Source organism: Hymenobacter citatus (assembly GCF_014333615.1).
Taxonomy (GTDB): Bacteria; Bacteroidota; Bacteroidia; order Cytophagales; family Hymenobacteraceae; genus Hymenobacter; species Hymenobacter citatus.
Window position 1 is genome coordinate 464487 of sequence record NZ_JACSCY010000003.1, and the last position, 21062, is coordinate 485548.

Here is a 21062-nt window from a genome sequence, read left to right on the forward strand (position 1 = left end):
ATGGTTTTATATAATTATTCTAATAATAAATTATCAGAATAACCACATTTTACCATTTGTCCTTACTTTCATCTTTGCATCACTGCCGCCAATCATGAAAGTCTCTACGTTACAGCCCTTTCAGATCGTTTATTCACTACTCGAACACGAATACCTAGGCTACTTGTTTGAGTCGTACGTAGTGCAGCGCAACGCACGCGGCCAGCTTACGCTGCAACACCAAACCGTATCGGCCAAAAACGCCCCGGAGTTTGCAGATGGCCTCGATGAAACCGATTTTGAACTGGTAGGGCTGACCGATCAGATTCAGCAGGATGCAGTGATTAAGGAGTTCTGGCCGAAGAAGAAAATCACTGCCGCCGACTTCTTCCTCAAAATATTTGACGGAGAGAAGGGCGACAAGAACCTACAAAATGCCATTTGCACTTATGTGCAGGAGCGCATGGCCCAGATTCTGGAGCGACTGGCGGGCAAGCAGGTGTTCATCATGGGCAAAGACGGCGAGCCGACCTGGCACGAGATTGAGGTAGCCCCCGAACCAGCCAACGTGCTCTTTCACTTCCGCCGCAACGAAGACAACACGCACTATTTTCCTACCATCCAATACCAGGGCCAGAAGCTCGACTTTCAGTATAAAAATGCCGTGATTGTGTGCGCGCAGCCGGCTTGGTTGCTCCTCAACGACCGGCTCTACCACTTCCGTAACGAGGTAGACGGCAAGAAGCTGCAACCTTTTCTGAATAAGAAGTTTATCGTGGTGCCGCGGCAGGTAGAAGACAGCTATTACCAACGCTTTGTAGCGCCGCTGGTGGAGTCATTCGACGTGCACGCACGCGGCTTCGACATCAAATCGGAGCGCTTCCTGGCGCGGCCCCGCCTCACGTTTTCGGACGTGGCTACTGCTGTGGTGGTGGAGCAAGAACCGCCTACCCGTGGCCCTGGCCGGCGGCCGGCAACCGATACGGCACCCGCTGTGGCCGCACCCACCAGCCACATTCACTTCGACCTTTCGTTTCAGTACGGCGGCCACACGGTGCCCCGCGGCCACGACAAAAAAGTGTGCGTGCGACTGGAGAAGACGGACGACAGCTACGTGTTTCATCGCCTGATTCGCAATCTGGAGCGAGAGCAGGAGTTGGTTCGGGCGTTGCAGGACCGTGCCCTGGAAATGCGCGACGGTCACGCCGTGCTGGACAAAGCCACGGCTTTCCGCTGGCTGCACCTGCACGCCGACGACCTTGCCCGCCTGGGTTTCACAGTGCAGCAGGGCGACACCTCGAGCAAGGATTATTTTATTGGCGAGGTAACGGTGCAGGTAGGTATCACCGAAACCAACGACTGGTTTGATGTGCATGGCACTGTGCATTTTGGCGAGTTTGAGGTGCCGTTTATCAAGCTGCGGCCTTATATTCTGAACAAGCGCCACGAGTACCGCCTACCCAACGGCCAGATTGCCATCATTCCCGAGGAGTGGTTTACACAATATCTGGAGCTGTTCGCTTTTGCTGAGGAGCACGAGCAGGGCCTTTCGCTACGCAAGCACCACCTGGCCTTGGTAACCGATTTGCAGAGCGGCAACCTGGCCGAGGTGACCATGACCCGCAAGCTGGAAAAGCTGCGCGAGTTTGAGGCCGTGGAGGACAAGCCCATGCCCGACGGCTTCCGAGGCACGCTGCGCCCTTACCAGAAAGCTGGCTACAACTGGCTGCACTTCGTGCAGGACTACCATTTCGGCGGCTGCCTGGCCGACGATATGGGCCTAGGCAAGGCCCAGCCGCTGCACGCTAACATCCTGACGCCTACGGGATGGAAGCAAATGGGCGATATGCAGGTAGGCGATGTCGTTGTGAATTCTGCCGGCGGCCATTCGCGCGTGACAGGTGTATTTCCGCAGGGCGAGAAAGAAATCTTCCGGGTGACTTTCACCGATGGTGCCACGGCCGAGTGCTGCGCCGAGCACCTCTGGGCCGTGCAAAGTCCCGTGCAGAAGTATCGCGGCCAAGGCTACCAGGTGAAAGCATTGGAAACCCTGCGCCACGACCTGCAAGACCGCCACGGCAACACCAAATGGTTTGTGCCGATGGTAGCGCCAGTGTCTTTTGCGCCGCAGCCCATACCCATCGACCCGTATTTCCTGGGCTTGCTACTCGGCGATGGGTGTTTCCGTCAGAACAGCATCAGCCTCTCTACCGCTGACGTGGAAATAGTGAATTATGCTGCCGCCGCCCTACCCGACGGTTTGCGCGTGCGGTCGAAGGAGGGGAGCTATGACCACGTATTCGTGAAGGATGTAGGCTGGACCAACGCGCTGATGCAACGCATCAAAGAGCTGGGGCTAAAGGGACAAGGCTCCAAAGACAAGTTCATTCCCGAGGCGTATCTGTTCAATGACGCCGCAACGCGCCTGAGCGTGCTACAAGGCCTGATGGATACCGACGGTTACGTATCTGCCACAGGCGACGTGTGCCAGTTCACGTCTGTTTCTACCGGGCTGATTGCCGGTGTTACGTTCCTGGTGCAGTCGTTGGGCGGTACGGTACGGCAGTCTAGCAAAGTGCCTACTTACTCGCACAATGGCGAGCAGCGAACCGGTCTGCTAGCATACACGCTTACTCTGAGCCTACCGCCCCATCTGGTACCTTTCCGCTTGCAACGCAAGGCCATCTTGTACCGACCCAAGACCAAATACCAGCCCTACCGTGGTATCAAATCGGTGGAGTTGGTAGGAACTATGCTGGCGCAGTGTATTTCGGTAGATGCCCCCGACCGACTGTACGTCACCGACAACTTTGTGCTCACGCACAACACCATTCAAACGCTGGCCCTACTGCTTCAGCGCAAGGAAAGTGGCAACGCGGCGGGTGCCGTTTCGTTGCTTGTAATGCCTACCTCCCTGATTTACAATTGGTTGGAAGAATCCCTAAAGTTTACGCCGGGCCTGCGGGTGCTGGTGTACACGGGCACCTACCGAGACAAAAACGTGGAGCAGTTCCAGGATTACGACCTCGTGCTGACCAGCTACGGCATTGTGCGCCTGGACATTGAGCTGCTGAAAACCTACAAGTTCGACTACGTGATTCTGGACGAGTCGCAGGCCATCAAGAACCCTAGCTCCACTACCTCGCAGGCCGTGCGCGGTCTGCACTCGCGCCACCGCCTCATCCTGACGGGCACGCCGGTGGAAAACAGCACCATGGATTTGTGGTCGCAGATGTCGTTCATCAACCCCGGCCTGCTGGGCACGCAGCACTTTTTCCGCAAGGAATTTCTTAAGCCCATTGAGAAAGGCAAGGACGAAGGCAAGATGCGACGCCTCCACACGCTCATCAAACCGTTTATTCTACGTCGACACAAAGCCCAGGTAGCCACCGAGTTGCCCGAGAAAATCGAAAACCTCAGCTACTGCCCCATGACGGAGGAGCAGCAGCAGTGCTACGAGGAAACCAAGAGCTACTACCGCAACAAGATTCTGCAAAACATTGAGGAGCACGGCACGGCCAGCACCCAGTTTATGCTGTTGCAGGGTCTCACCAAGCTGCGCCAGATTGCCAACCACCCGCGCATGGCCCACGAGGACTACGAGCATGAGTCGGGCAAGCTGCGCGAGGTGGTGCGCATGCTGCGCAACGTGGTAGCCGAGGGCCACAAGGTGCTAGTGTTCAGCCAGTTTGTGAAGCACTTGGATATTATACGCCATGCGCTGGACGAAAAGAACCTGCGTTACGCCTACCTCGACGGCAACACCCGCGAACGACACAAAGAAGTAGCTCGCTTTCAGGAAGATGAGAAGCTGCGCATTTTCCTGATTTCGCTGAAAGCGGGCGGCGTAGGTCTCAACCTCACCGCCGCCGACTATGTGTTCATCCTCGACCCGTGGTGGAACCCCGCCGTGGAGGCCCAGGCCGTAGACCGCGCCCACCGCATTGGGCAAGAGCGCACGGTGTTCACTTATAAGTTCATCACTAAGAACACAGTAGAGGAGAAAATCCTAGCCTTGCAAAACAGGAAAATTCAGCTCGTCACGGACCTGATTACGACCGATGAAGCCATCATCAAGTCGCTGACCAAGGAGGATATTGAGGAGTTGCTGGGGTAGATATATATCCTTTCTGCTATTTATCTATCTTGCTGACCTACATTCTCTTCGTAACACTATATGGGTCAACTATCTACTAGCAGCAAATTATATTGGGTGATGTGCCTGGCACTTTTGGGCTATGGGCAAGCGGCCCAAGCGCAACAGATGCCAGTATCGCGCCGCTTTACAGTGCAGGTGCATTACGGGGCGGCAGGCAACTTCTTCGCATCGTCGTTTAGAGATACCCCCTATGAGTTGCAGCGCGTCAACTTTCTGGGCACGGCAGGCGGTGGTGAAGTATCCTACCGCGTAGGCAAGGCTGGGGCGGTGGCGCTAGCCTACACACGCAGTGTGAATATGGACGAAAAGCACCTGTCCTACCTTACCAACTGGGGCACTACCCAATACGTCGATTTTCGTCTGCGCTACGTCAACAATGCGTTTCAGGCCATCTACGAGCGCGCCCTAACGCCCGATTTCAAGGTGCACGCCGGCCTGTTGTATATGACTACTGCCTCGCAAACTCTCTACCCAGGCCCTCCCAATTCCTACGGTGCTCCCTACACAACCATCGATGAGAGCAACATGGGTAACAACTACCCCGAAGAGGGTGGCGTGGTGGCCGGACTGGAATACTCCCGCCCCATTGATACCCGCCTGCGATTGGGGATAAAAGCGCGGGGCTACTACTTGATATCAGTCCGCACCTTCGAGATGCTGACGCTGACGCCTACCCTATCGTATTCACTGTAGGTGGTCTACCTTACTCCTTGGGCAAATGGCGGTGGAAATACGTTTCCAGGATACCTTCTACCTTGGCTTTAGTCAGCGGCTTGCTGAGAAAACCATCGACGTGTAGCTTCTGCACGCGCTCCATATCCTGCGGGTGCAAGGAGGTAGTAAGCATCACGATGATAATGGCGTGCTTTTGAGGTAGGGACAGTTCGGCGTAGGCTTCCAGAAACTCAAAGCCGTTCATGACGGGCATTTTCACGTCCAGCAGAATCAGAGCGGGGCATGAGGGCGTTGCTTCCTGACAATGTTCTTCTACCAGCGCCAATGCTTCCTGCCCGTTTAGTGCTACCAATAGCTTATCAGTCACCTGCAACCTACTGAGCAGCAACTTATTGAGGTAGTTATTGGTCTGGTCATCATCTACCAGCAGGGCGCAGGTTAGCTTTTCCATAAGTGTGTGTAAAGAATAGAGCTTGCTTATACAGAAGGAAATGAATTACGTGTACCAACGTCGGAAGTAAACCGAAAATGTAGAGCCAACGCCAACTTCGCTCTGCACTTCGATGCGTCCGCCGGCATTCTCCATAATTTTTTTCACCATATACAGCCCAATGCCACTACCCTCCACGTGGGTATGGAATCGCTCGAACATGGCAAATAGCTTGTGCTGATGAGTAGCCAGGTTCAGGCCCAGCCCATTGTCTTGCACCGCTAGCTTGAGGTACTCGCTAGTGGCTTCGCACCAGATACGCACCTGCGGCACTCGGTCCGGCGCCCGGTACTTGAAGGCATTGCTCAGCAGATTATAGACAACACTACGAAGGTTTTTTTCTGAAAACAGCACCGCCGGGCAATCTGCTACGGCTACTTCTAGCTGCACGCCCAGCTCCTGCATCAGTGGGGCCAGGTCCAGGCATACATCCTGAATAGTAGTGCCCAACGACAGCCAGGCCGTGGGCGCCGCGTATTCTTTCTGCAACTTGGTGACTTCCGTAAGGTGGTCGAGCGTGCGCTTAAACCGGTCTACCGAGTCCTGCATCATCGTCAGCAGAACGGCTACTGACTGCTCTGGTTGGTTGGGGCCAGCGCTAGGTAGCTCTTCCAGAAGTGCGTGCAACAAGCCCTCAATGTTGCTGATGGGCGCTTTCAGATCGTGCGAGGCCGTGTAGATAAAATTATCCAGGTCGATGTTGGCGCGTTGTAGCTGGGCGTTGTTTTCCTGCAATTGCTTCTGTGCCTGATCAATACGCACCTGGGTCATCTTCTGCTCGTGAATATCCGTGCAGGTGCCAATCCACTGCATCAGCTCCCCGCGCTCGTTGTAGGAGGGTAGGGCGCGACTGAGCATCCACCGGTAGTTGCCCGCATGGTTGCGCAGGCGAAATTCCGCTTCAAATACGTGGTTGGTTTCCAGGCTTTGCTGCCACCGCGCGGCGGCAGCATCCCTGTCGGCCGGGTGTTGGTAGTTGTACCACCACACCTGTTCCGGCTGGCCACCGCTCTGCCCTATGTAGTCAAACCAGCGGCGGTTGAAGTAAGTCGTAACGCCCTGCGGATTGGCCGTCCAGGCAATTTGCGGAATACCTTCCAGCAGGCGGCTCACCTCGGCGGCGGCCTGCTCGATGCGCTGCTGGGCGGCTTCCTGGATTTTCAGCGCTTGCTGCTGCCTGCTGATTTCGGCATTTTGCTCGGCTACCAGTGCCTGAATAGCTTTGATTTCGTGCTGGGCCGACAAATCGGTCAGGATGCACGCCAACACCAGCCCACCGTTGAAATGCAACATATTGGCCGACAATGACAACGGCAATAGTTGCCCGGCCGGAGTGCGTAGCGGCAGCTCGCCTTTGCCTTTCCCAGCATCCCACCCCTTCGCCACTATAGCCTGCCAGGACGCTTGAAAATCCGTCGGCACGAAGGCAGCGAAGGTAGTGCCGATAATGTCTTCCAACCCTTGCCGCAACAGCGTCGCCAGCGCCGCATTGCCATACAGAATCACGCCTTCCTGGCTGAGCAGCATGGCGCCCTCATTCATCTGCTCAATCAGCGTGCGGTAACCCTGGTCGGCCCCTTCCAGCGTGAAGATGCGCGGCCCGTCGGCCCCCTGAATGGCCAGGGCATCTACGGCACCCGTGCGCACCGCCGAAATGAGGTCTTCTGCCTCCTGCAAGCGCAGGCGCAACTCCTCGTTTTCGCTTTTCAGCGCCGTTACGTTCACCTCAGGCTCAGGCATTTTCATCGTCGGTTGCAGGGGGGGCGGGCAGGCCCAGCGCAGCTAGCACCACCGCCCGCTCCGATAAGTCGCCAATCAGGCGGCGAGCCGGCAAGGGGCGTTTGCGCACCAGGGTAGGCGCCGCAATAATCTGCTCTTGCTTGGCCAGCAGCGGCTGCTGATAGATATCGATAATCTGTAGCTCGTAACGGCCCGCCAGGTATTGCTCGCAAATGCTTTTGAGGTTGCGCACGGCGCGGGTAGAGTTGGGCGTAGCTCCGGTAATGAACAGTTGAAAAACGTACTCGGCCTCGGCAAGCGTCGGCGGTTGGTCGGCCCCCATGCTATTGCTCGGGGCTCTCCAGCGGCCGGATATCCAGCCCCACCAACACCCGCTCCTGGTTCGACAGGTCGCCGATAATGCGCCGAATGGGCGAGGGTACTTTGCGCACCAGGGTAGGGATGGCCAGAATCTGGTCGCCCTCTGCCAACTGCGGGTTTTTCAGTAAGTCAATCACTTCCAATTGATAACGTCCTTTCAGGTACCGCTCGCAGTACTTCTGCAAATTACTCAGGGCAGTGACCGATTTAGCAGTCTGTCCGGCTACGTAAAGGCGCAGCTCCCAGGTTTCCTTCTCCATACTGGGGGTAGTGGCAACAAGTGCATTTTCCACGGGTAACTGCTTACGGCTGATCGTCGGGCGAGGTGGAAATTCGTCCGATAGAAAGATTGGCAATGTGCTGCCGCCCCTTGTGCAGGGCTTCGCGGCGCGTAGATTCCTCATCGTTTATCTGTCGCAACTCCTCTTCTACCGACTCAAACTCGGTGCGCAGATTGGCGATGGTGGCTTCTAATACGCGGCGTTTGCGTTCTAGTTCGCGGTCTTTGCGGTCTAGCTCTTGCTGCCTAACAACGGCCTGCGCCTGCTCCTGCAATTCCTGCGTGAGGCGGCCGGCGCCGGTTACGATGCCGCTCGGGCCGATAATCACGTCGAGCAGCTGAATGCCATTGTCGGTCACTAGGAATTCGCGCACCTGGTTGGAGTGGCCCATCCCGCGCGATTTCAGGATGCTTAGCCCCCGGTTTCGTTCGCCTATGCCTTCCAGGTCGCGCACGTTAATCCACGTATCTACCAGCGACGATACGCCTTCTTCCGTCATCTCGCTCTGCCCGTTGCGGGGGCTGGTGAGGGCCGTAAACAGCGCCGTAATGCCCTGTACCTTCAGGTAGTCGATCAGGCGCGTAAGCATACTGCGCACCTCCGACAGACTGCCCACCGATATCAGATTGGTAATGGGGTCGATGACCACCGTTTGGGGCTGGTGCTTGTTAATGAGCTGGTGAATGGTGACTAAGTGCCGCTCCAAGCCGTTGAGGGTAGGCCGTGAGGCTTCAATAGTCAACAGCCCCTGCTCCAAAAAGGGCTGCAAGTCCAGGCCCACAGACAGCATATTGCGCACCAATTGCCTTGGCGACTCCTCAAAGGCAAACAGCAAGCATTTCTCGCCCCGGCGACAGGCTTCGGCAGCGAAGGCGGCGGCCAGCGTGGTTTTGGCTGTGCCGGCTGTGCCGGTTATTAGCACGCTGCTGCCACGGTAAAAGCCACCCCGCCCAAACATCTCGTCCAGCGCCGGCACCCCCGACGACACAATGTCGTTGGATACCTCGTGCTGCAAGTTTAGCGAGGTGATGGGTAGCACCGAGAAGCCTTCTCCGGTGATGAGGTAGGGATATTCGTTGGTGCCGTGGGTGCTGCCGCGGTATTTCACGATGCGCAGGCGGCGGGTGGTAATCTGGTCGATGACGCGGTTGTCGAGCAAAATCACGCAGTCCGACACGTATTCTTCCAGGCCCTGGCGCGTGAGCGTGCCCTCCCCCCGCTCGGCGGTGATGATGGTGGTCACGCCTTTGTCCTTCAGCCAACGAAACAGCCGCCGAATCTCGGAGCGCAGCACCGCCTCGTTGGGAAAGCCCGAAAACAGCGCCTCCACCGTGTCCAGCACTACGCGCTTGGCCCCAATGGAGTCGATGGCGTAGCCCAGGCGGATAAACAGGCCTTCGAGGTCGTACTCGCCGGTTTCCTCAATCTCGGAGCGGTCGACGTGCACGTGGTCGAGGCGCAGCTTTTTGTCGGCCTGCATCTTGGGTAGGTCGAAGCCCAGCGACGCCACGTTAGCCGACAGCTCGGCGGCAGTTTCCTCAAAGGTCATCAGCACGCCGGGCTCGTTGTAGTCGAGCACACCACGCACCAGGAACTCAATAGCCATCAGGGTTTTGCCGCAGCCGGCGCTACCGCACACCAGCGTAGGCCGTCCCTTGGGCAAGCCGCCTTCGGTAATTTCATCCAGACCGTCGATGCCGGTCAGGGACTTGGGGAGGGTAGGCAACGCCGGCGCAAACGCACTATTCTCTCGCATGAAAGTAAATTTCGAACATAGATATCCAGCACAAGATACGCTTGTTCGCGGACAACGACCCAGCTCGCGCTGCAAGTTCCGCTGGGCAGGAAAGGGGGTTCCTACGGCTCAACCAAACCGGTGCTACGTCCGTTTGGCAGGTATGCACCTTCTCCTCCGCACCCGTGTGGCGCAGCCGCCCGCCCGCGTACTGTCCGGCTTCGACCGTACATTGTTCGTGGCCCTGGCGCCTCCCTTTCCCAAGTTGCACCTGCTCCGCTTCGACGGTAGCCGCCCCGGCGACCGGGTGGAGATTGAGTTGGCCGTGGGGCCGAAGCGCTGGCGCTGGACTAGCCTCATCACCGAAGCTGGCCAACTGCCCGATGGCAGCCAGTATTTCATAGATGAAGGCCAGCAGCTGCCCGCCCCGCTGCGCTACTGGCGCCATCGCCACCTTATAGAGCCCAATCCTCGCGGTTTGGGCAGCGTGATTGTAGAGGACATCACCTACCGCACCGGCTCGCGGGTGCTGGATGTGCTGCTCTACCCCGCCATGTGGGCGCAGTTTGCCTACCGTCGGCCGGTATACCGACGCGTGTTTGGCCGGCCCCAAGGGTAGGCACCCTGTTATTTCGCATGCGCCATCTTGCCGACGCTGCCGTATACGCCTGAACCGTACGTTTCTTCGCCCGTCAACTGTCTATTCTAATGCCGATTGCTACCCTCCGCCGCCTGCGGCTGCTTCCTTCTTTGCTTGTCGGTTTCGTGCTGCTCACCTTGGCAGCGGGCTGCCAGAGCGCCCGGCCTACCCCCACAGCCTACCAAGTGCGGCTAACCCAGCCAGCCGTAGCCCTGGCCCCTACCCCACCCACGCTTGCCCCCACGGCCGAAACGCCCATAGCCGCAGCGGAGCCGGTAGCAACTGATACGCCGCCCAAGCCTCGTGCTAAGGTGCGCACATCACACCAAGCAATGCGGGCTACCGTCCCGACAGCTGCTACCAAACGCTTGCCGCAGCGCCTACTGCGCGCGGTGCAACACACCGCCAAGCATTCGGCAGGCGTGGTGCACCCCAACACAGCCGAAGTTGGCCTGGGCACCACCGTGCTAGGCGTGCTGGGGTTGATTGTAGCTCCCATTGCGCTGATTGGTCTGTTGATCTGGGGCGGGCTGGTGTGGACTATTCTGCTGGGCCTTGCCGCGTTGGCCGTACTGATAGCCTATATCGACCCGTATTGGTAGGCGTGCGGCAGGAGCGGCCAGAACGAGTTATCTTTGTGGTCCACTTGCTTGTTTCAGCCCATGACTCCTGCTACCATCACGCTCAAACCCGGAAAAGACCAATCCTTGCGCCGCCGCCACCCGTGGGTGTTTTCGGGGGCCATTGCCCGCTTGCAGGGTGAGGTAGTGGAAGGTGAGGCCGTGACGGTGCTGGCCCACACTGGCGAGGTGCTGGGGGTAGGGCACTACGCGCCCGGCTCCATTGCCGTGCGGATGCTGGATTTTGGGCCGGATGCCCAACTACCGGAAGCTGCGTTTTGGGAAGAAAAGCTGCGCAATGCCTACCAGCTGCGGCAAGGCTTAGCTCTAACCGGGCAAGGCAACACAAACGTCTACCGCCTCGCCCACGCTGAGGGCGACGGCCTCCCCGGCCTGATTATCGACGTGTATGGCGACGTGGCCGTGGTGCAGGCGCACAGCGCCGGTATGTATCGTGCCCGGCCGCACATTGCAGCTGCTTTGCAAGCGGTGGTGCCCGGTTTGCGGGCTGTATATGATAAAAGTGCCGAAACCGTGCCCGCCAAGGCCGCGCCCGGCGCGCAAAACGGCTACCTATTCGGCGAAAGCAGCGGACAGGAGCATATCGTGCACGAGAACGGTCACCGCTTTGTGATAGACTGGGAAACGGGCCAGAAAACCGGCTTCTTCATCGACCAGCGCGACAACCGCAGCCTGCTGGCCCGCTACGCTCCTGGCCGGCGCGTGCTGAACACGTTTTGCTATACCGGAGGCTTCTCGGTATATGCCCTAGAAGCTGGCGCCGAGCTGGTGCACTCCGTCGATTCCAGCAAGAAAGCCATTGAGCTAACTGAGCGCAACGCGGCTCTTACCCCGCACGCCGACCGCCACGAGGCCTACGCCCAGGACGTGTTTTCGTTCCTGAAAGACCGCCACAACCAGTACGACCTTATCGTGCTCGATCCGCCGGCCTTTGCCAAGCACCTCTCGGCCCGCCACAATGCCCTGATGGGCTACAAGCGCCTGAACGTGGCCGGCATCAAGCAGATTGCGCCGGGTGGGCTGCTGTTCACCTTCAGCTGCTCGCAGGTAGTAAGCATGGAGCTGTTTGAAGGGGCCATCATGGCCGCAGCCATCGAAGCCGGGCGGCCAGCGCGTATTCTGCACCGCCTCACCCAGCCCGCCGACCACCCCGTGAGCTTATTCCACCCAGAAGGCGAATATTTGAAGGGGCTGGTGCTGGCCGTGGAGTAGAACGGCGGAAAAATGAGCATTTGGAGGTGGATGAGTGACACAAGTTCGGCCCACTATGGTCAAACTCCTCTCCACTACACGGCTCCTCCTACCCTACGCTACCGCCTGGCAAACGGAAAATAGCGCAGCCCTTCTTCCATTAGCCGCTCCGTGATGCCGCCTACCGTTGAGTAGCCCACAAACGTAGTGCCCCGGTTGTTGTACTTCCAGAGCAATTGCCCGCGTTGGTCGTAGAGCGCTAGGTCGAGCATCACTTCATTGTATGAAGACACGGTGGGCGCAGTGCTGGTTGTGGTAGTAGCCGCAGGGCTTTGTACCGAAACAGTAGATGCCGCTACTGCTTGCAGCCGTTGCGTGCGGTACAGCCGGGCCACTAAGATCGACTCAACCCCGAATCGTTGGGCCAGTGAGCCAAATGACAACAGCGAATCGGCGGGCAACTGCCGGCGTTCTACATTGCGGATAGTCAGTTGCTTATTGCGCCCGTGTTGCAATAGAGTGGCAAAGAGCATTTCCTGCAACATCGACTCCTCACCAGATGTAGTGGCATGTGCGTAATTTCGGTTGCCGGGCACATCGTCTATCACCGAAACCAGTTCCAGGGGCACAATGGCAACCGAACGCGGCCGTTGCTGGGATTGATGCGTTGCTGGACTAGTATATAAACGCGCAGGCATACTACACCCCGCCAAGAACAGAAAACCTAAATACACTGTTACACGAGGCCACTGTCGCTTGAATAAGGTAAACATAGAGAAGGTATAAGAGTAGAAAAATGATGTTATATATTCAAAATCTACTATCATGCCATATTATCTGTAGCACTGATTTTTGACACCTTGCCCACTCCCTCACACAATAATAAAATGCCAGGGTCTCCCGCCCTCATCATCGGTGCCGGTATTGCTGGTATCGCCACGGCCGTGCGCTTGGCAGTAGCCGGGCACCCCGTAACGGTGCTGGAAGCCCAGGAATCCTTTGGGGGGAAAATGCACCAGCTGACGCTGCCGGGCGGCTACCGCTTTGATGGGGGGCCGTCGCTGTTTACCCTACCCCACTTGGTAGATGAGTTGTTCCGGCTGGCTGGGCGCAATCCGCAGGACTATTTTCGCTACGAGCGCCTCGACCCCATCACGCACTACTTCTTCGCCGATAACACCCGCGTAACGGCCTGGGCCGACGAGGAAAAGTTTGCGCAGGAGGTAGAAACGAAGCTCGGTACACCCGCCGCTGAGATACGTCAATTTTTGACCCAGAGCGGCCACTCCTACCGCGCCACTGAAGGCACCTTTCTGCACAAGTCGTTGCATAAGGCCAGCACGTACCTCAGCCCCGAGGTGCTGAAAGCCGTGGCCGCCCTACCCCAGCTGGGCCTGCTCAGCACCATGCACCAGCGCCATACCCGCGCTTTCCCAAACGACCTGCGCCTGGTACAGCTCTTCGACCGATTTGCTACCTACAACGGCTCTGACCCTTACCAAGCCCCGGCTACCCTCTCTCTGATTCCGCACCTGGAGCACGGCATTGGCGCCTACTATCCCGAGGGTGGCATCTACGCCATTGCCCAAAGCCTGGTGCGCCTGGCTGAGGAGCTGGGCGTGCAGTTTCGCTACAACGAGCCAGTGGAAGAAATTCTGGTGGAAAACGGCCGCATAACCGGTGTACGCACAGCGCAGGACCAATACCGCGCACCTTTGGTAGTCAGCAATATGGATGTGGTGCCTACCTACCGCAAGCTGCTACCCACGCAGCCCGCACCAGAGCGCACGCTTGGGCAGCCCCGTTCTTCCTCGGCGCTTATCTTCTATTGGGGGGTAGGCGCGGAGTTTCCTGAGCTGGGCGTACACAACATCTTTTTCTCCCGGGATTATAAGCAGGAGTTCGACGCCATCTTCCAGCAGAAAACCATCAGCCCCGACCCGACCGTCTACGTCAACATCACCTCCAAAAAAACACCCGACGACGCGCCCGCCGGCCACGAAAACTGGTTTGTGATGGTGAACGTGCCCCATGACCAGGGCCAGGACTGGCCCGCGCTGGTAGACCAAACCCGCGCCGCCGTGCTGGCCAAAGTAAGCCGGGCGCTGGGCCGCGACGTGGAGCCGCTGCTACGCGCCGAGCACGTGTGGGACCCGCCGGGCATTGCCCAGCGCACATCGTCGTTTGGGGGCGCTTTGTACGGTAGTTCCAGCAACAACATGCTGGCGGCCTTCTTGCGGCACCCCAACTTTGCGCGGCAGTTGCCAGGGCTGTATTTCTGCGGGGGCTCCGTGCATCCAGGGGGCGGCATCCCGCTGTGTCTACTCTCGGCACGCATTGTGGCCGATCTGGTCACTCAGGCCGGCTAATCACAATCGGCGCGTAATTTTTTCCGGGGCGGTGGCTGGGCAAGCGGCCGCTACGCTCTATCTTCGGCGACTCAACCTTTGCTGACTGCCGGCCGTTTGCTTCTGATATTGTCGTTGTGCTACCCGCAACGGCTATTCCCTCTGTCATGCCTCATACCGATCCTACCTACTCGCCGCCCGCTACGCCGGTCATAGACCCGGCCGCCCGGCGCCGTCGTTTGCGGCTCGCGCAGGGCGTGTTGCTGCTGTTTTATGTCACGGGCTTTCTGGGTCTGGCTTTCTCGCAGGACCCCTCATTTTTTCTGCAATTTGTTCCGCTGAACCTGCTGCTGACGGCCGCACTTTTGTTTGCTTTTCAGCCTAATAAGAGTGGCGTGTTCATCGCCTTCAGCGTGACTACGGCCATTGTCGGCTTTTTGGTGGAGGTGCTGGGCGTACGTACCGGCCTATTATTTGGCGAGTATACCTACGGGGCTACCCTGGGCTGGAAAGTACTGGAAACGCCCCTCATGATTGGCGTGAACTGGTGGATGCTTACCTACATGGGTACGGTCCTGAGCCGTTATGTGCAGGCTCCTGAATTTGTGCGGGCCTTGCTAGCCACGCTACTCGTGGTAGGGCTGGATGTGTGCATCGAGCCGGTAGCCGTGCGTTTCGACTTTTGGGAATGGCGCTACCACATCATTCCCTTCCAAAACTTCAAGGGCTGGTTCGCCATTGCCCTCATCCTGCAAGTGTATGCCAACCGCACCAGCTTCACGAAGCGCAACGAGCTAGCGCCATTTGTGTATTTGCTGATGCTGCTGTTCTTTTTTGGGCTGGGCTTCTTTTTGAAGTAGCGAAATAGTGAGGTGGTGAAATGGTGAGTTAAAAAGTACAGCTGTCATCCTGAGCTTGCGAAGGACCTTATGCCAGTTGAACGACCATCGTAACAACGACTCGTTCACATGTGATAAGGTCCTTCGCAAGCTCAGGATGACAGCCGTACTTTTTTACTTCGCAACTTCACAAACTCTCAACTTCACCACTAGTTAATCGACACGCGGACTTTCTTGGTGTACTCGCGCAGGGCGGTTTTGAAGTCGGCGCCGTGGTCGCGCATGTGGTTGAGAATGAAGATGGCGGCGAATACATGCGTAAGTTGCTCGCCTTCGTCCTCGCCGGGCACCTCAAAATCGGGCTGGCGCTCGTCTAGCAGCGCCTCTTCGGCTTCTACCAGGCTTTGCAGCGTCTGGGTTTCTACCAGCTGCTTGATAACGGGCATTTTCATGGCTACGGCAGGCTAGTTGAGGCGGCTGATGAGGCCGGCAACGGCCTCTTCTTTGCTGGCCGATACGGTTTCCAGTAGCTGGCCGTCCTCGAACACAGCGAAGAAAGGGAGTGTGGTTACGTTGGCGCGCTTGCGGGCTTCGGGGCTGTGCTCGGCATTCACATCCAGAAACAGAATGTCCTGGTTTTGCTCGGCCTCCGAGAGGCGCTTGAACTTAGGTGTGAACAGGCGGCAATTGCCGCACCAGTCGGCATAGTACTTCACTACTACCTTTTTATTTTGCTCCAGCAACTGCTGGAAATCGGCGTCGGTTGCTTTCGTTACGGGCATTGTCTGTATGGTTAAGGAACCACAAAGGTAGGCACGGATTCGCAGACGCGAATTCAGTGGAGTAGCTCCTTAATAAAAAATGCCCCTGCTCCCGACGGGAACAAGGGCGTTCAAACAGAACTATTGCTTACTCGCTAACCCCTTGATTGGCAGCCAACTCAGCATTGAGCTTCTTGGTAGCATCGCGGCGCACGCGGCGGGCAATGTGGATGCTTAACTCGTAGAGCAGCACAATGGGAATCGTCACGATAATCTGGGACGTGATTTCGGGGGGCGTGATGATAGCCGCCACAATCAGAATAATCACGATGGCGTGCTTGCGGTACACGGTCATGATTTCGGACGTAATCAGCCCGGCTTTAGCCAGGAAGAACACAATCATGGGCAGCTCGAATACTAGGGCACATGATAACGACATGGTCGTAAGCGTGCTCAAATAGCTTTGCAGGTCAATCTGGTTTTCAATGGTCGGATCGACATTATACGCTGCCAAGAAGTTGATACTCAGTGGTGCGGCGATATAATAGCCAAATAGCAACCCCGTCAGAAACAGCGCCGAAACGAAGAATACCGCCCCCCGCGAATTCTCCTGTTCCTGCGGGTAGAGGCCGGGCTTCACGAAGCGCCACAGCTCCCAAAACAGGTAGGGAAAACCCAATACCAACCCCACAATAAAGGAGGTGCTGATGTGCATGGTCAACTGCCCGCTCATCTCGCGGTTCTGAATCACGAACCCAATCTTATCAATGCACAGATCGGGCGCACCAATGGACTGGCCTAGCCGGCAAAACATGCGGTAGGTCCAGAAATCGGGCCGCGACGGCCCCAGAATCAAATCGTGAAACAGGAATTCTTTGGAAAAGAAAGCGCCTGTAGAGAAAACTACCACTGCAATGGCTGCCCGGATAATATGCCAGCGCAGCGCCTCTAGGTGGTCGATGAAGGACATTTCCTGCTCGGCCTGTCCTGATTGAATATATTGTTGATCCACGAACGAGTGAATGAGTGAATGAGTGGGTGATAGCGTGTGCCGGGGAAGCAGCAACGGAAGACAAACGAAAACGGCCGTCGTTAGGATGTTGACGGCCGGTTTTCTCTACTGATTCGTCTTTCGACCCGCACGCATCCCCTAAAATTAGGCAAACAGCGGGAACTGTTGCATCCACTCGTTTATCTCGCCGCGCACCCGCGCCAGGTAGGCATCGTCGGCGTTGTGCATCAGCACGTCGTCGATAAAGGCCACGATGCGGGCCATGTCGGGCTCACGCAGGCCGCGGGTCGTCACAGCAGCCGAGCCAATGCGCATGCCGCTGGTCACGAAGGGCGACTTATCATCGAAGGGCACCATATTTTTGTTGATGGTGATATCGGCCTTGATGAGGGTGTTTTCGGCCAGCTTGCCGGTCAGGCCCTTTGAGCGCAGGTCGATGAGCATCAAGTGGTTGTCGGTGCCGCCGGAAATAATCTGGTAGCCATGCTCCAGGAAGCCGTTGGCCAGCGCCTGGGCGTTGCGCACCACTTGTTGGGTGTAGTCAGTATAAGCGTCGGAAAGGGCTTCGCCGAAGGCCACAGCCTTGGCGCCAATCACGTGCTCGAGCGGGCCACCCTGGGTGCCGGGGAATACGGCCGAGTCGAGCAGGGCCGACATCATCCGGATTTCGCCCTTGGGCGTTTTCAGGCCGAAGGGGTTTTCGAAATCTTTCCCCAGCATAATCAACCCGCCACGGGGGCCGCGCAGGGTTTTGTGGGTGGTGGTGGTTACGATGTGGCAGTGGTCGAAGGGATTATTCAGTAAGCCCTTGGCAATGAGGCCCGAGGGGTGCGAAATATCAGCCAGCAGCAGAGCCCCTACCTCGTCGGCAGCTTCACGCAGAGTCTGGTAGTCCCAGTCGCGGGAGTAGGCCGAGGCCCCGCAGATAATGAGCTTGGGCTGCTCGCGGCGGGCGGTTTCCTTTACCTTCTGCCAGTCGATGAGGCCGGTTTCGGGCTCTACGCCGTAGAACGATGGCTGGTAGAGCTTGCCCGAAAAGTTGACCGGCGAACCGTGCGTGAGGTGGCCGCCGTGCGAGAGGTCGAAGCCAAGGATTTTGTCGCCGGGTTGCAGCACGGCCAACATCACGGCGGCGTTGGCCTGGGCCCCGGAGTGCGGCTGCACGTTCACCCATTCTACCCCAAACAATTGCTTGGCTCGGTCGATGGCCAGTTGCTCGATCTGGTCTACCACTTCGCAGCCACCGTAGTAGCGCTTGCCGGGTAGGCCCTCGGCGTATTTGTTGGTGAGGATAGAGCCCTGCGCCCGCATCACCTGCTCCGAAACATAGTTTTCAGAAGCAATGAGCTCGATGCCATGGGTCTGGCGCTCTTTCTCTTGTTGAATCAGGTTGAACACTACCGTGTCCTGGGCAATGGCAGAGGCTTTCGTTTCCATACCTCAAAGGTAGGACGAAGCCGGGGAACTAGCAGCACGTAGTCGGCAGCAATCGAGGTCGTGCTTTATCAATGGCAAAAAGCTATTTTTGAACACGCACAGTTTTTGCCTAGTGCCGTTTACCCCTGGTGCACATTGCGCTCCTACCCCGCCTTTCCTTCGTTTTTATGGCTCAACCACTGGCCGACATCCTGCCCCAGCTGCGCACTGGCAACCAAGCCGCGTTGGTTGATTTTTACCGGCACCACCGCGCCCATTTTGCCCGGTGGGCGCACCAGCAACAGGCACTAACGGCCGTGCAGGCACACCAACGCCTGCGCAACGCCCTGCTGCTGTTCTACGATCAGGTGGCCGATGGCCGCCTAACTAAAGCTCCGGACGATTTGCGTACCTATCTCTACGCGCTGGCCCTGCAAGAATCGGTGAAGGAAATTGAAATGCCCCCCGAGTTGCTACCCGCCGCCGAGGCCGGGCGCCGCCGCCGGCTGATTCTTTTTTTCCGCCAGCTCAGCGACGACAGCCAGAAGGTCTTGATGTACTTTTATTTTCGAGGCTACAACTTCACGAAGGTAGCCGGCAAAATGGGCTACCCCAATGCCGCTGTGGCCCGCCAGCAAAAACTCAGCAGCCTGCGCACCCTCGCCGATTTGCATCTGCGCAGCCGTGGAGCTACCCCAACGTAGCCGCCTCGCCCGCCCGGATTCTGCGTACTTTTATTTCTTCACCCGCTCCGCCTCCCTCATCTGCCATGCCTTCTTCTATCGACCTGCGCCCGTACCTGGACGATCTGGAACGCTTTTCTGATGGGCAAATGACTGTGGCCGAGCAGGATGCCTTTGAGGAACGCCTGGTGCATGACCCTGACCTGCAACACGCCTACCAAGCCTATCAGCAGCTCACGGCCGACCTACGCTGGGTGGCGGGCCATGAAACGCTGCGCCTGCGCCTCCTCAATCTCGACAAAACCCTGGATGAGCGGGAAGCCGCGCTGATTCGCATCAAGCAAGATACCCGGCGGCGTCAGAAGCGCTGGGGTGGCGGTATTGCCGTGGCGGCGCTGGTAGCGCTGGCTGCGGCGCTGGCCTATCTGCTGCTGCGCCCGGCCCCTACCACCACCTGGGCGCGCTACTACGTGCCCGACCCCGGCCTCACGGACTCGGCCCGCCTGTTTGTGCGCCGGCCGCTGTTGGCCGAAGCCATGCACCAGTACCGCCACCAGCAATACCCGGCAGCACTACGGGTATTGCGTCGCATCTCCACCGAGCGCTTGGGACAGGATACCTTGTTGTATTTCAACGGAATTTTCTTGCTGCGCCAGGGGCAGGCCGCACAGGCCCGGCTCTACCTACAGCGCGTAAGCGAACAGGCAGATTCTGACTTGGCCGGCAAAGCTCTCTACCACTTAGGTATGGCTACCTGGCAAGCCGGCCAACCTGCCGAAGCCCGCAAACTACTCGCGCAAGTAGCCGCAGATCCACTTAATCCCTACCAAGAAGCAGCCCAAAAAACGCTTCACGCCAAGGTGATAGGGAAAGAGTAAGTGGTGAAGTTGTGAATGCAAAATCGTCTGTCATCCTGAACGCAGTGAAGGACCTTATCACGTGGAAACGAGTCGTTGTAACGAGTATCGTTCTCACGTGATAAGGTCCTTCACTGCGTTCAGGATGACACGCAGTTTTTTATTCACCATTTCGTAAACTCACCATTTCACTATTTCACCGCAATGGGGTAGGGCTCTTCCAGATTTGGTTGTAGCGTTAGCTGAAACGAATCCAACTCCAATACAGCCAAATGCGCCAACTCTGGGTTGTGGCGATATACGCAGCCGGTATCCAGTCCTATGCTTTCCTTACGGTCGTGTACGTGGCGCTCTACCTCGGTGGTGGGGGTAGGCACGTGGCCGTGCAGCAAGCGGCGCCCCTGCATCCGCGATGCATCGAAGGTGAACTGCTTGATGGTCATCATAGTATGATAGTCGGTCCACATTTTTTCTGGGGGCTGGCGAAAATCGAAGCCGGCATGCACCAGGGTGAAGTCGGGGAGATTGTGGTGGTAGGGTAGGGCTGCCAACCAGCTTAGGTATTTAGGCGGTATATCCCTGGGTTGTGTAACGCCGAAACTTTGAAGCGTAAGATTGTAATCGGGGTCATTTGCCCACGCTATCGAACCTTGGCCCGCAGCGGCGTCCAACAAGTTCTGGTCGTGGTTGCCGCGTAGGCACAGCACCTGGTAGCCGCGTTGGGGTAACTGCATCAGGTAGTCGAGTACGCCGCGGCTGTCGGGGCCTTTGTTCACGTAATCGCCCAACAGATATAGCTCGTCGGTAGGGCGCAGGCGCAGGGTGTCTTCTATCAGGTGGCGTAGGGTAACGGCGCAGCCATGGATATCGGTGGTGACAAAGCGAGCCATACTCAAGCTTTATATATAACAGCAAAGCGTTTATAAATCAATCGATTATCAAACACAGAAGCACCCGCGGCAACTGCTACGGGTGCTTCTGTGCGTCATAAAAAACGACGGTAATTTAGCTGTACGCTGGTTTGTCCAGATCGGGCTTATCGTAGTTACGATTGGGATTATTGACCAAGTGCGCAGGCACTTCATCCAAGCCATCGTTGGTGTACTCTTCAGAAAGGCGCTGCTCTTCGTCCTGATTTTCTACGGGCAGGTTGCCGGCGCCTTTTGGCTGCTCCGACTGCGAAGGGCTGCCGTGATTTTCTTTGGAAGGCTGGTTATGGTCATTACCTTGATTTGCCATGATGTTCAACTATTTA

21 protein-coding genes are annotated in these 21062 nt (G+C 57.4%); 9 read left to right on the forward strand and 12 right to left on the reverse strand.

Going from position 1 to position 21062, the window contains the following annotated elements; all coding sequences use genetic code 11:
- Window positions 1-163 precede the first annotated feature (163 nt).
- A complete protein-coding gene (locus H8B15_RS21235) occupies window positions 164-4096 on the forward strand; it encodes an SNF2-related protein (protein WP_343069133.1) in 3933 nt (1310 codons plus the stop codon).
- Window positions 4097-4156: 60 nt separating this feature from the next.
- Window positions 4157-4831, forward strand: coding sequence for a hypothetical protein (locus tag H8B15_RS06145; RefSeq protein ID WP_187318791.1), 675 nt, complete (start codon window positions 4157-4159; stop codon window positions 4829-4831).
- 10 nt (window positions 4832-4841) lie between these two features.
- Here the strand turns inward: H8B15_RS06145 and H8B15_RS06150 are convergent, their stop codons facing one another.
- From H8B15_RS06150 to kaiC, 5 genes are read right to left on the reverse strand one after another with little or no spacing between them, the layout of a single operon-like run.
- A complete protein-coding gene (locus H8B15_RS06150) occupies window positions 4842-5264 on the reverse strand; it encodes a response regulator (protein ID WP_187318792.1) in 423 nt (140 codons plus the stop codon).
- A 45-nt stretch (window positions 5265-5309) separates the two neighbouring features.
- The gene (locus tag H8B15_RS06155) at window positions 5310-7043 is read right to left on the reverse strand and encodes an ATP-binding protein (RefSeq protein WP_187318793.1); all 1734 of its coding nucleotides are present in this window, start codon (window positions 7041-7043) and stop codon (window positions 5310-5312) included.
- Window positions 7036-7365 (reverse strand): circadian clock KaiB family protein, encoded by a 330-nt coding sequence (locus H8B15_RS06160; RefSeq protein ID WP_187318794.1) that lies wholly within the window; start codon window positions 7363-7365, stop codon window positions 7036-7038. Before H8B15_RS06160 ends, H8B15_RS06155 begins: the two co-directional genes overlap by 8 nt.
- Before the next feature lies 1 nt (window position 7366).
- Window positions 7367-7696 (reverse strand): circadian clock protein KaiB, encoded by a 330-nt coding sequence (kaiB, locus tag H8B15_RS06165; protein ID WP_425489786.1) that lies wholly within the window; start codon window positions 7694-7696, stop codon window positions 7367-7369.
- 10 nt (window positions 7697-7706) lie between these two features.
- Window positions 7707-9440, reverse strand: coding sequence for a circadian clock protein KaiC (kaiC, locus tag H8B15_RS06170; RefSeq protein WP_187318795.1), 1734 nt, complete (start codon window positions 9438-9440; stop codon window positions 7707-7709).
- Between the two features lie 142 nt (window positions 9441-9582).
- On the opposite strand from kaiC, the gene H8B15_RS06175 reads away from it, so the two are divergent.
- The 3 genes from H8B15_RS06175 to H8B15_RS06185 all read left to right on the forward strand — a co-directional run bounded on the left by H8B15_RS06175 (window position 9583) and on the right by H8B15_RS06185 (window position 11912).
- Entirely contained in the window at window positions 9583-10038 is a 456-nt protein-coding gene (locus tag H8B15_RS06175; RefSeq protein ID WP_187318796.1) for an SRPBCC family protein, read from the forward strand.
- 89 nt (window positions 10039-10127) lie between these two features.
- Complete coding sequence (locus H8B15_RS06180; protein ID WP_187318797.1) at window positions 10128-10661, forward strand: hypothetical protein; 534 nt, start codon at window positions 10128-10130, stop codon at window positions 10659-10661.
- A 60-nt stretch (window positions 10662-10721) separates the two neighbouring features.
- Window positions 10722-11912, forward strand: a complete 1191-nt coding sequence (locus H8B15_RS06185) for a class I SAM-dependent rRNA methyltransferase (RefSeq protein WP_187318798.1) — start codon at window positions 10722-10724, stop codon at window positions 11910-11912.
- A gap of 98 nt (window positions 11913-12010) precedes the next feature.
- Here H8B15_RS06185 and H8B15_RS06190 read toward each other — a convergent pair whose 3' ends face one another.
- Window positions 12011-12520 (reverse strand): hypothetical protein, encoded by a 510-nt coding sequence (locus H8B15_RS06190; RefSeq protein WP_187318799.1) that lies wholly within the window; start codon window positions 12518-12520, stop codon window positions 12011-12013.
- Window positions 12521-12778: 258 nt separating this feature from the next.
- Between H8B15_RS06190 and crtD the strand changes: the two genes are divergently transcribed.
- Both crtD and H8B15_RS06200 read left to right on the forward strand, forming a co-directional pair.
- Window positions 12779-14260, forward strand: coding sequence for a 1-hydroxycarotenoid 3,4-desaturase CrtD (gene crtD, locus H8B15_RS06195; RefSeq protein WP_187318800.1), 1482 nt, complete (start codon window positions 12779-12781; stop codon window positions 14258-14260).
- A 146-nt stretch (window positions 14261-14406) separates the two neighbouring features.
- Window positions 14407-15099, forward strand: a complete 693-nt coding sequence (locus H8B15_RS06200) for a carotenoid biosynthesis protein (protein WP_187318801.1) — start codon at window positions 14407-14409, stop codon at window positions 15097-15099.
- Window positions 15100-15287: 188 nt separating this feature from the next.
- On the opposite strand, the gene H8B15_RS06205 is transcribed toward H8B15_RS06200, so the two are convergent.
- From H8B15_RS06205 to H8B15_RS06220, 4 genes are all read right to left on the reverse strand, one after another.
- Window positions 15288-15530, reverse strand: a complete 243-nt coding sequence (locus H8B15_RS06205; RefSeq protein WP_185282027.1) for a DUF6952 family protein — start codon at window positions 15528-15530, stop codon at window positions 15288-15290.
- Window positions 15531-15542: 12 nt separating this feature from the next.
- On the reverse strand, window positions 15543-15860 hold the full coding sequence (locus H8B15_RS06210) for a thioredoxin family protein (protein WP_185282026.1): 318 nt from the start codon (window positions 15858-15860) through the stop codon (window positions 15543-15545).
- A 127-nt stretch (window positions 15861-15987) separates the two neighbouring features.
- Window positions 15988-16851 carry a twin-arginine translocase subunit TatC gene (tatC, locus tag H8B15_RS06215; protein ID WP_343069134.1) on the reverse strand — a complete coding sequence of 288 codons (864 nt, stop codon included), beginning with the start codon at window positions 16849-16851 and terminating at the stop codon, window positions 15988-15990.
- Window positions 16852-16995: 144 nt separating this feature from the next.
- Window positions 16996-18288, reverse strand: coding sequence for a serine hydroxymethyltransferase (locus H8B15_RS06220; RefSeq protein WP_187318802.1), 1293 nt, complete (start codon window positions 18286-18288; stop codon window positions 16996-16998).
- A 167-nt stretch (window positions 18289-18455) separates the two neighbouring features.
- Here H8B15_RS06220 and H8B15_RS06225 point away from each other — a divergent pair, with 167 nt between their 5' ends.
- On the forward strand, window positions 18456-18971 hold the full coding sequence (locus tag H8B15_RS06225; protein WP_187318803.1) for a hypothetical protein: 516 nt from the start codon (window positions 18456-18458) through the stop codon (window positions 18969-18971).
- A gap of 65 nt (window positions 18972-19036) precedes the next feature.
- A complete protein-coding gene (locus H8B15_RS06230) occupies window positions 19037-19828 on the forward strand; it encodes a hypothetical protein (protein ID WP_187318804.1) in 792 nt (263 codons plus the stop codon).
- 170 nt (window positions 19829-19998) lie between these two features.
- Here H8B15_RS06230 and H8B15_RS06235 read toward each other — a convergent pair whose 3' ends face one another.
- Window positions 19999-20697, reverse strand: a complete 699-nt coding sequence (locus tag H8B15_RS06235) for a metallophosphoesterase family protein (RefSeq protein WP_187318805.1) — start codon at window positions 20695-20697, stop codon at window positions 19999-20001.
- 115 nt (window positions 20698-20812) lie between these two features.
- Window positions 20813-21046 carry a hypothetical protein gene (locus H8B15_RS06240; protein WP_187318806.1) on the reverse strand — a complete coding sequence of 78 codons (234 nt, stop codon included), beginning with the start codon at window positions 21044-21046 and terminating at the stop codon, window positions 20813-20815.
- Window positions 21047-21062 lie beyond the last annotated feature (16 nt).

Coding starts and splice junctions, on each gene's coding strand:
- H8B15_RS06200 (WP_187318801.1), top strand. CDS start 14,407: ATGCCTCATACCGATCCTACCTACTCGCCGCCCGCTACGCCGGTCATA.
- H8B15_RS06235 (WP_187318805.1), bottom strand. CDS start 20,697: ATGGCTCGCTTTGTCACCACCGATATCCATGGCTGCGCCGTTACCCTA.
- H8B15_RS06155 (WP_187318793.1), bottom strand. CDS start 7,043: ATGCCTGAGCCTGAGGTGAACGTAACGGCGCTGAAAAGCGAAAACGAG.
- H8B15_RS06240 (WP_187318806.1), bottom strand. CDS start 21,046: ATGGCAAATCAAGGTAATGACCATAACCAGCCTTCCAAAGAAAATCAC.
- H8B15_RS06220 (WP_187318802.1), bottom strand. CDS start 18,288: ATGGAAACGAAAGCCTCTGCCATTGCCCAGGACACGGTAGTGTTCAAC.
- H8B15_RS06150 (WP_187318792.1), bottom strand. CDS start 5,264: ATGGAAAAGCTAACCTGCGCCCTGCTGGTAGATGATGACCAGACCAAT.
- crtD (WP_187318800.1), top strand. CDS start 12,779: ATGCCAGGGTCTCCCGCCCTCATCATCGGTGCCGGTATTGCTGGTATC.
- H8B15_RS06175 (WP_187318796.1), top strand. CDS start 9,583: ATGCACCTTCTCCTCCGCACCCGTGTGGCGCAGCCGCCCGCCCGCGTA.
- H8B15_RS06230 (WP_187318804.1), top strand. CDS start 19,037: ATGCCTTCTTCTATCGACCTGCGCCCGTACCTGGACGATCTGGAACGC.
- H8B15_RS06160 (WP_187318794.1), bottom strand. CDS start 7,365: ATGGGGGCCGACCAACCGCCGACGCTTGCCGAGGCCGAGTACGTTTTT.
- H8B15_RS06145 (WP_187318791.1), top strand. CDS start 4,157: ATGGGTCAACTATCTACTAGCAGCAAATTATATTGGGTGATGTGCCTG.
- H8B15_RS06225 (WP_187318803.1), top strand. CDS start 18,456: ATGGCTCAACCACTGGCCGACATCCTGCCCCAGCTGCGCACTGGCAAC.
- kaiC (WP_187318795.1), bottom strand. CDS start 9,440: ATGCGAGAGAATAGTGCGTTTGCGCCGGCGTTGCCTACCCTCCCCAAG.
- H8B15_RS06210 (WP_185282026.1), bottom strand. CDS start 15,860: ATGCCCGTAACGAAAGCAACCGACGCCGATTTCCAGCAGTTGCTGGAG.
- H8B15_RS06185 (WP_187318798.1), top strand. CDS start 10,722: ATGACTCCTGCTACCATCACGCTCAAACCCGGAAAAGACCAATCCTTG.
- H8B15_RS06180 (WP_187318797.1), top strand. CDS start 10,128: ATGCCGATTGCTACCCTCCGCCGCCTGCGGCTGCTTCCTTCTTTGCTT.
- H8B15_RS06205 (WP_185282027.1), bottom strand. CDS start 15,530: ATGAAAATGCCCGTTATCAAGCAGCTGGTAGAAACCCAGACGCTGCAA.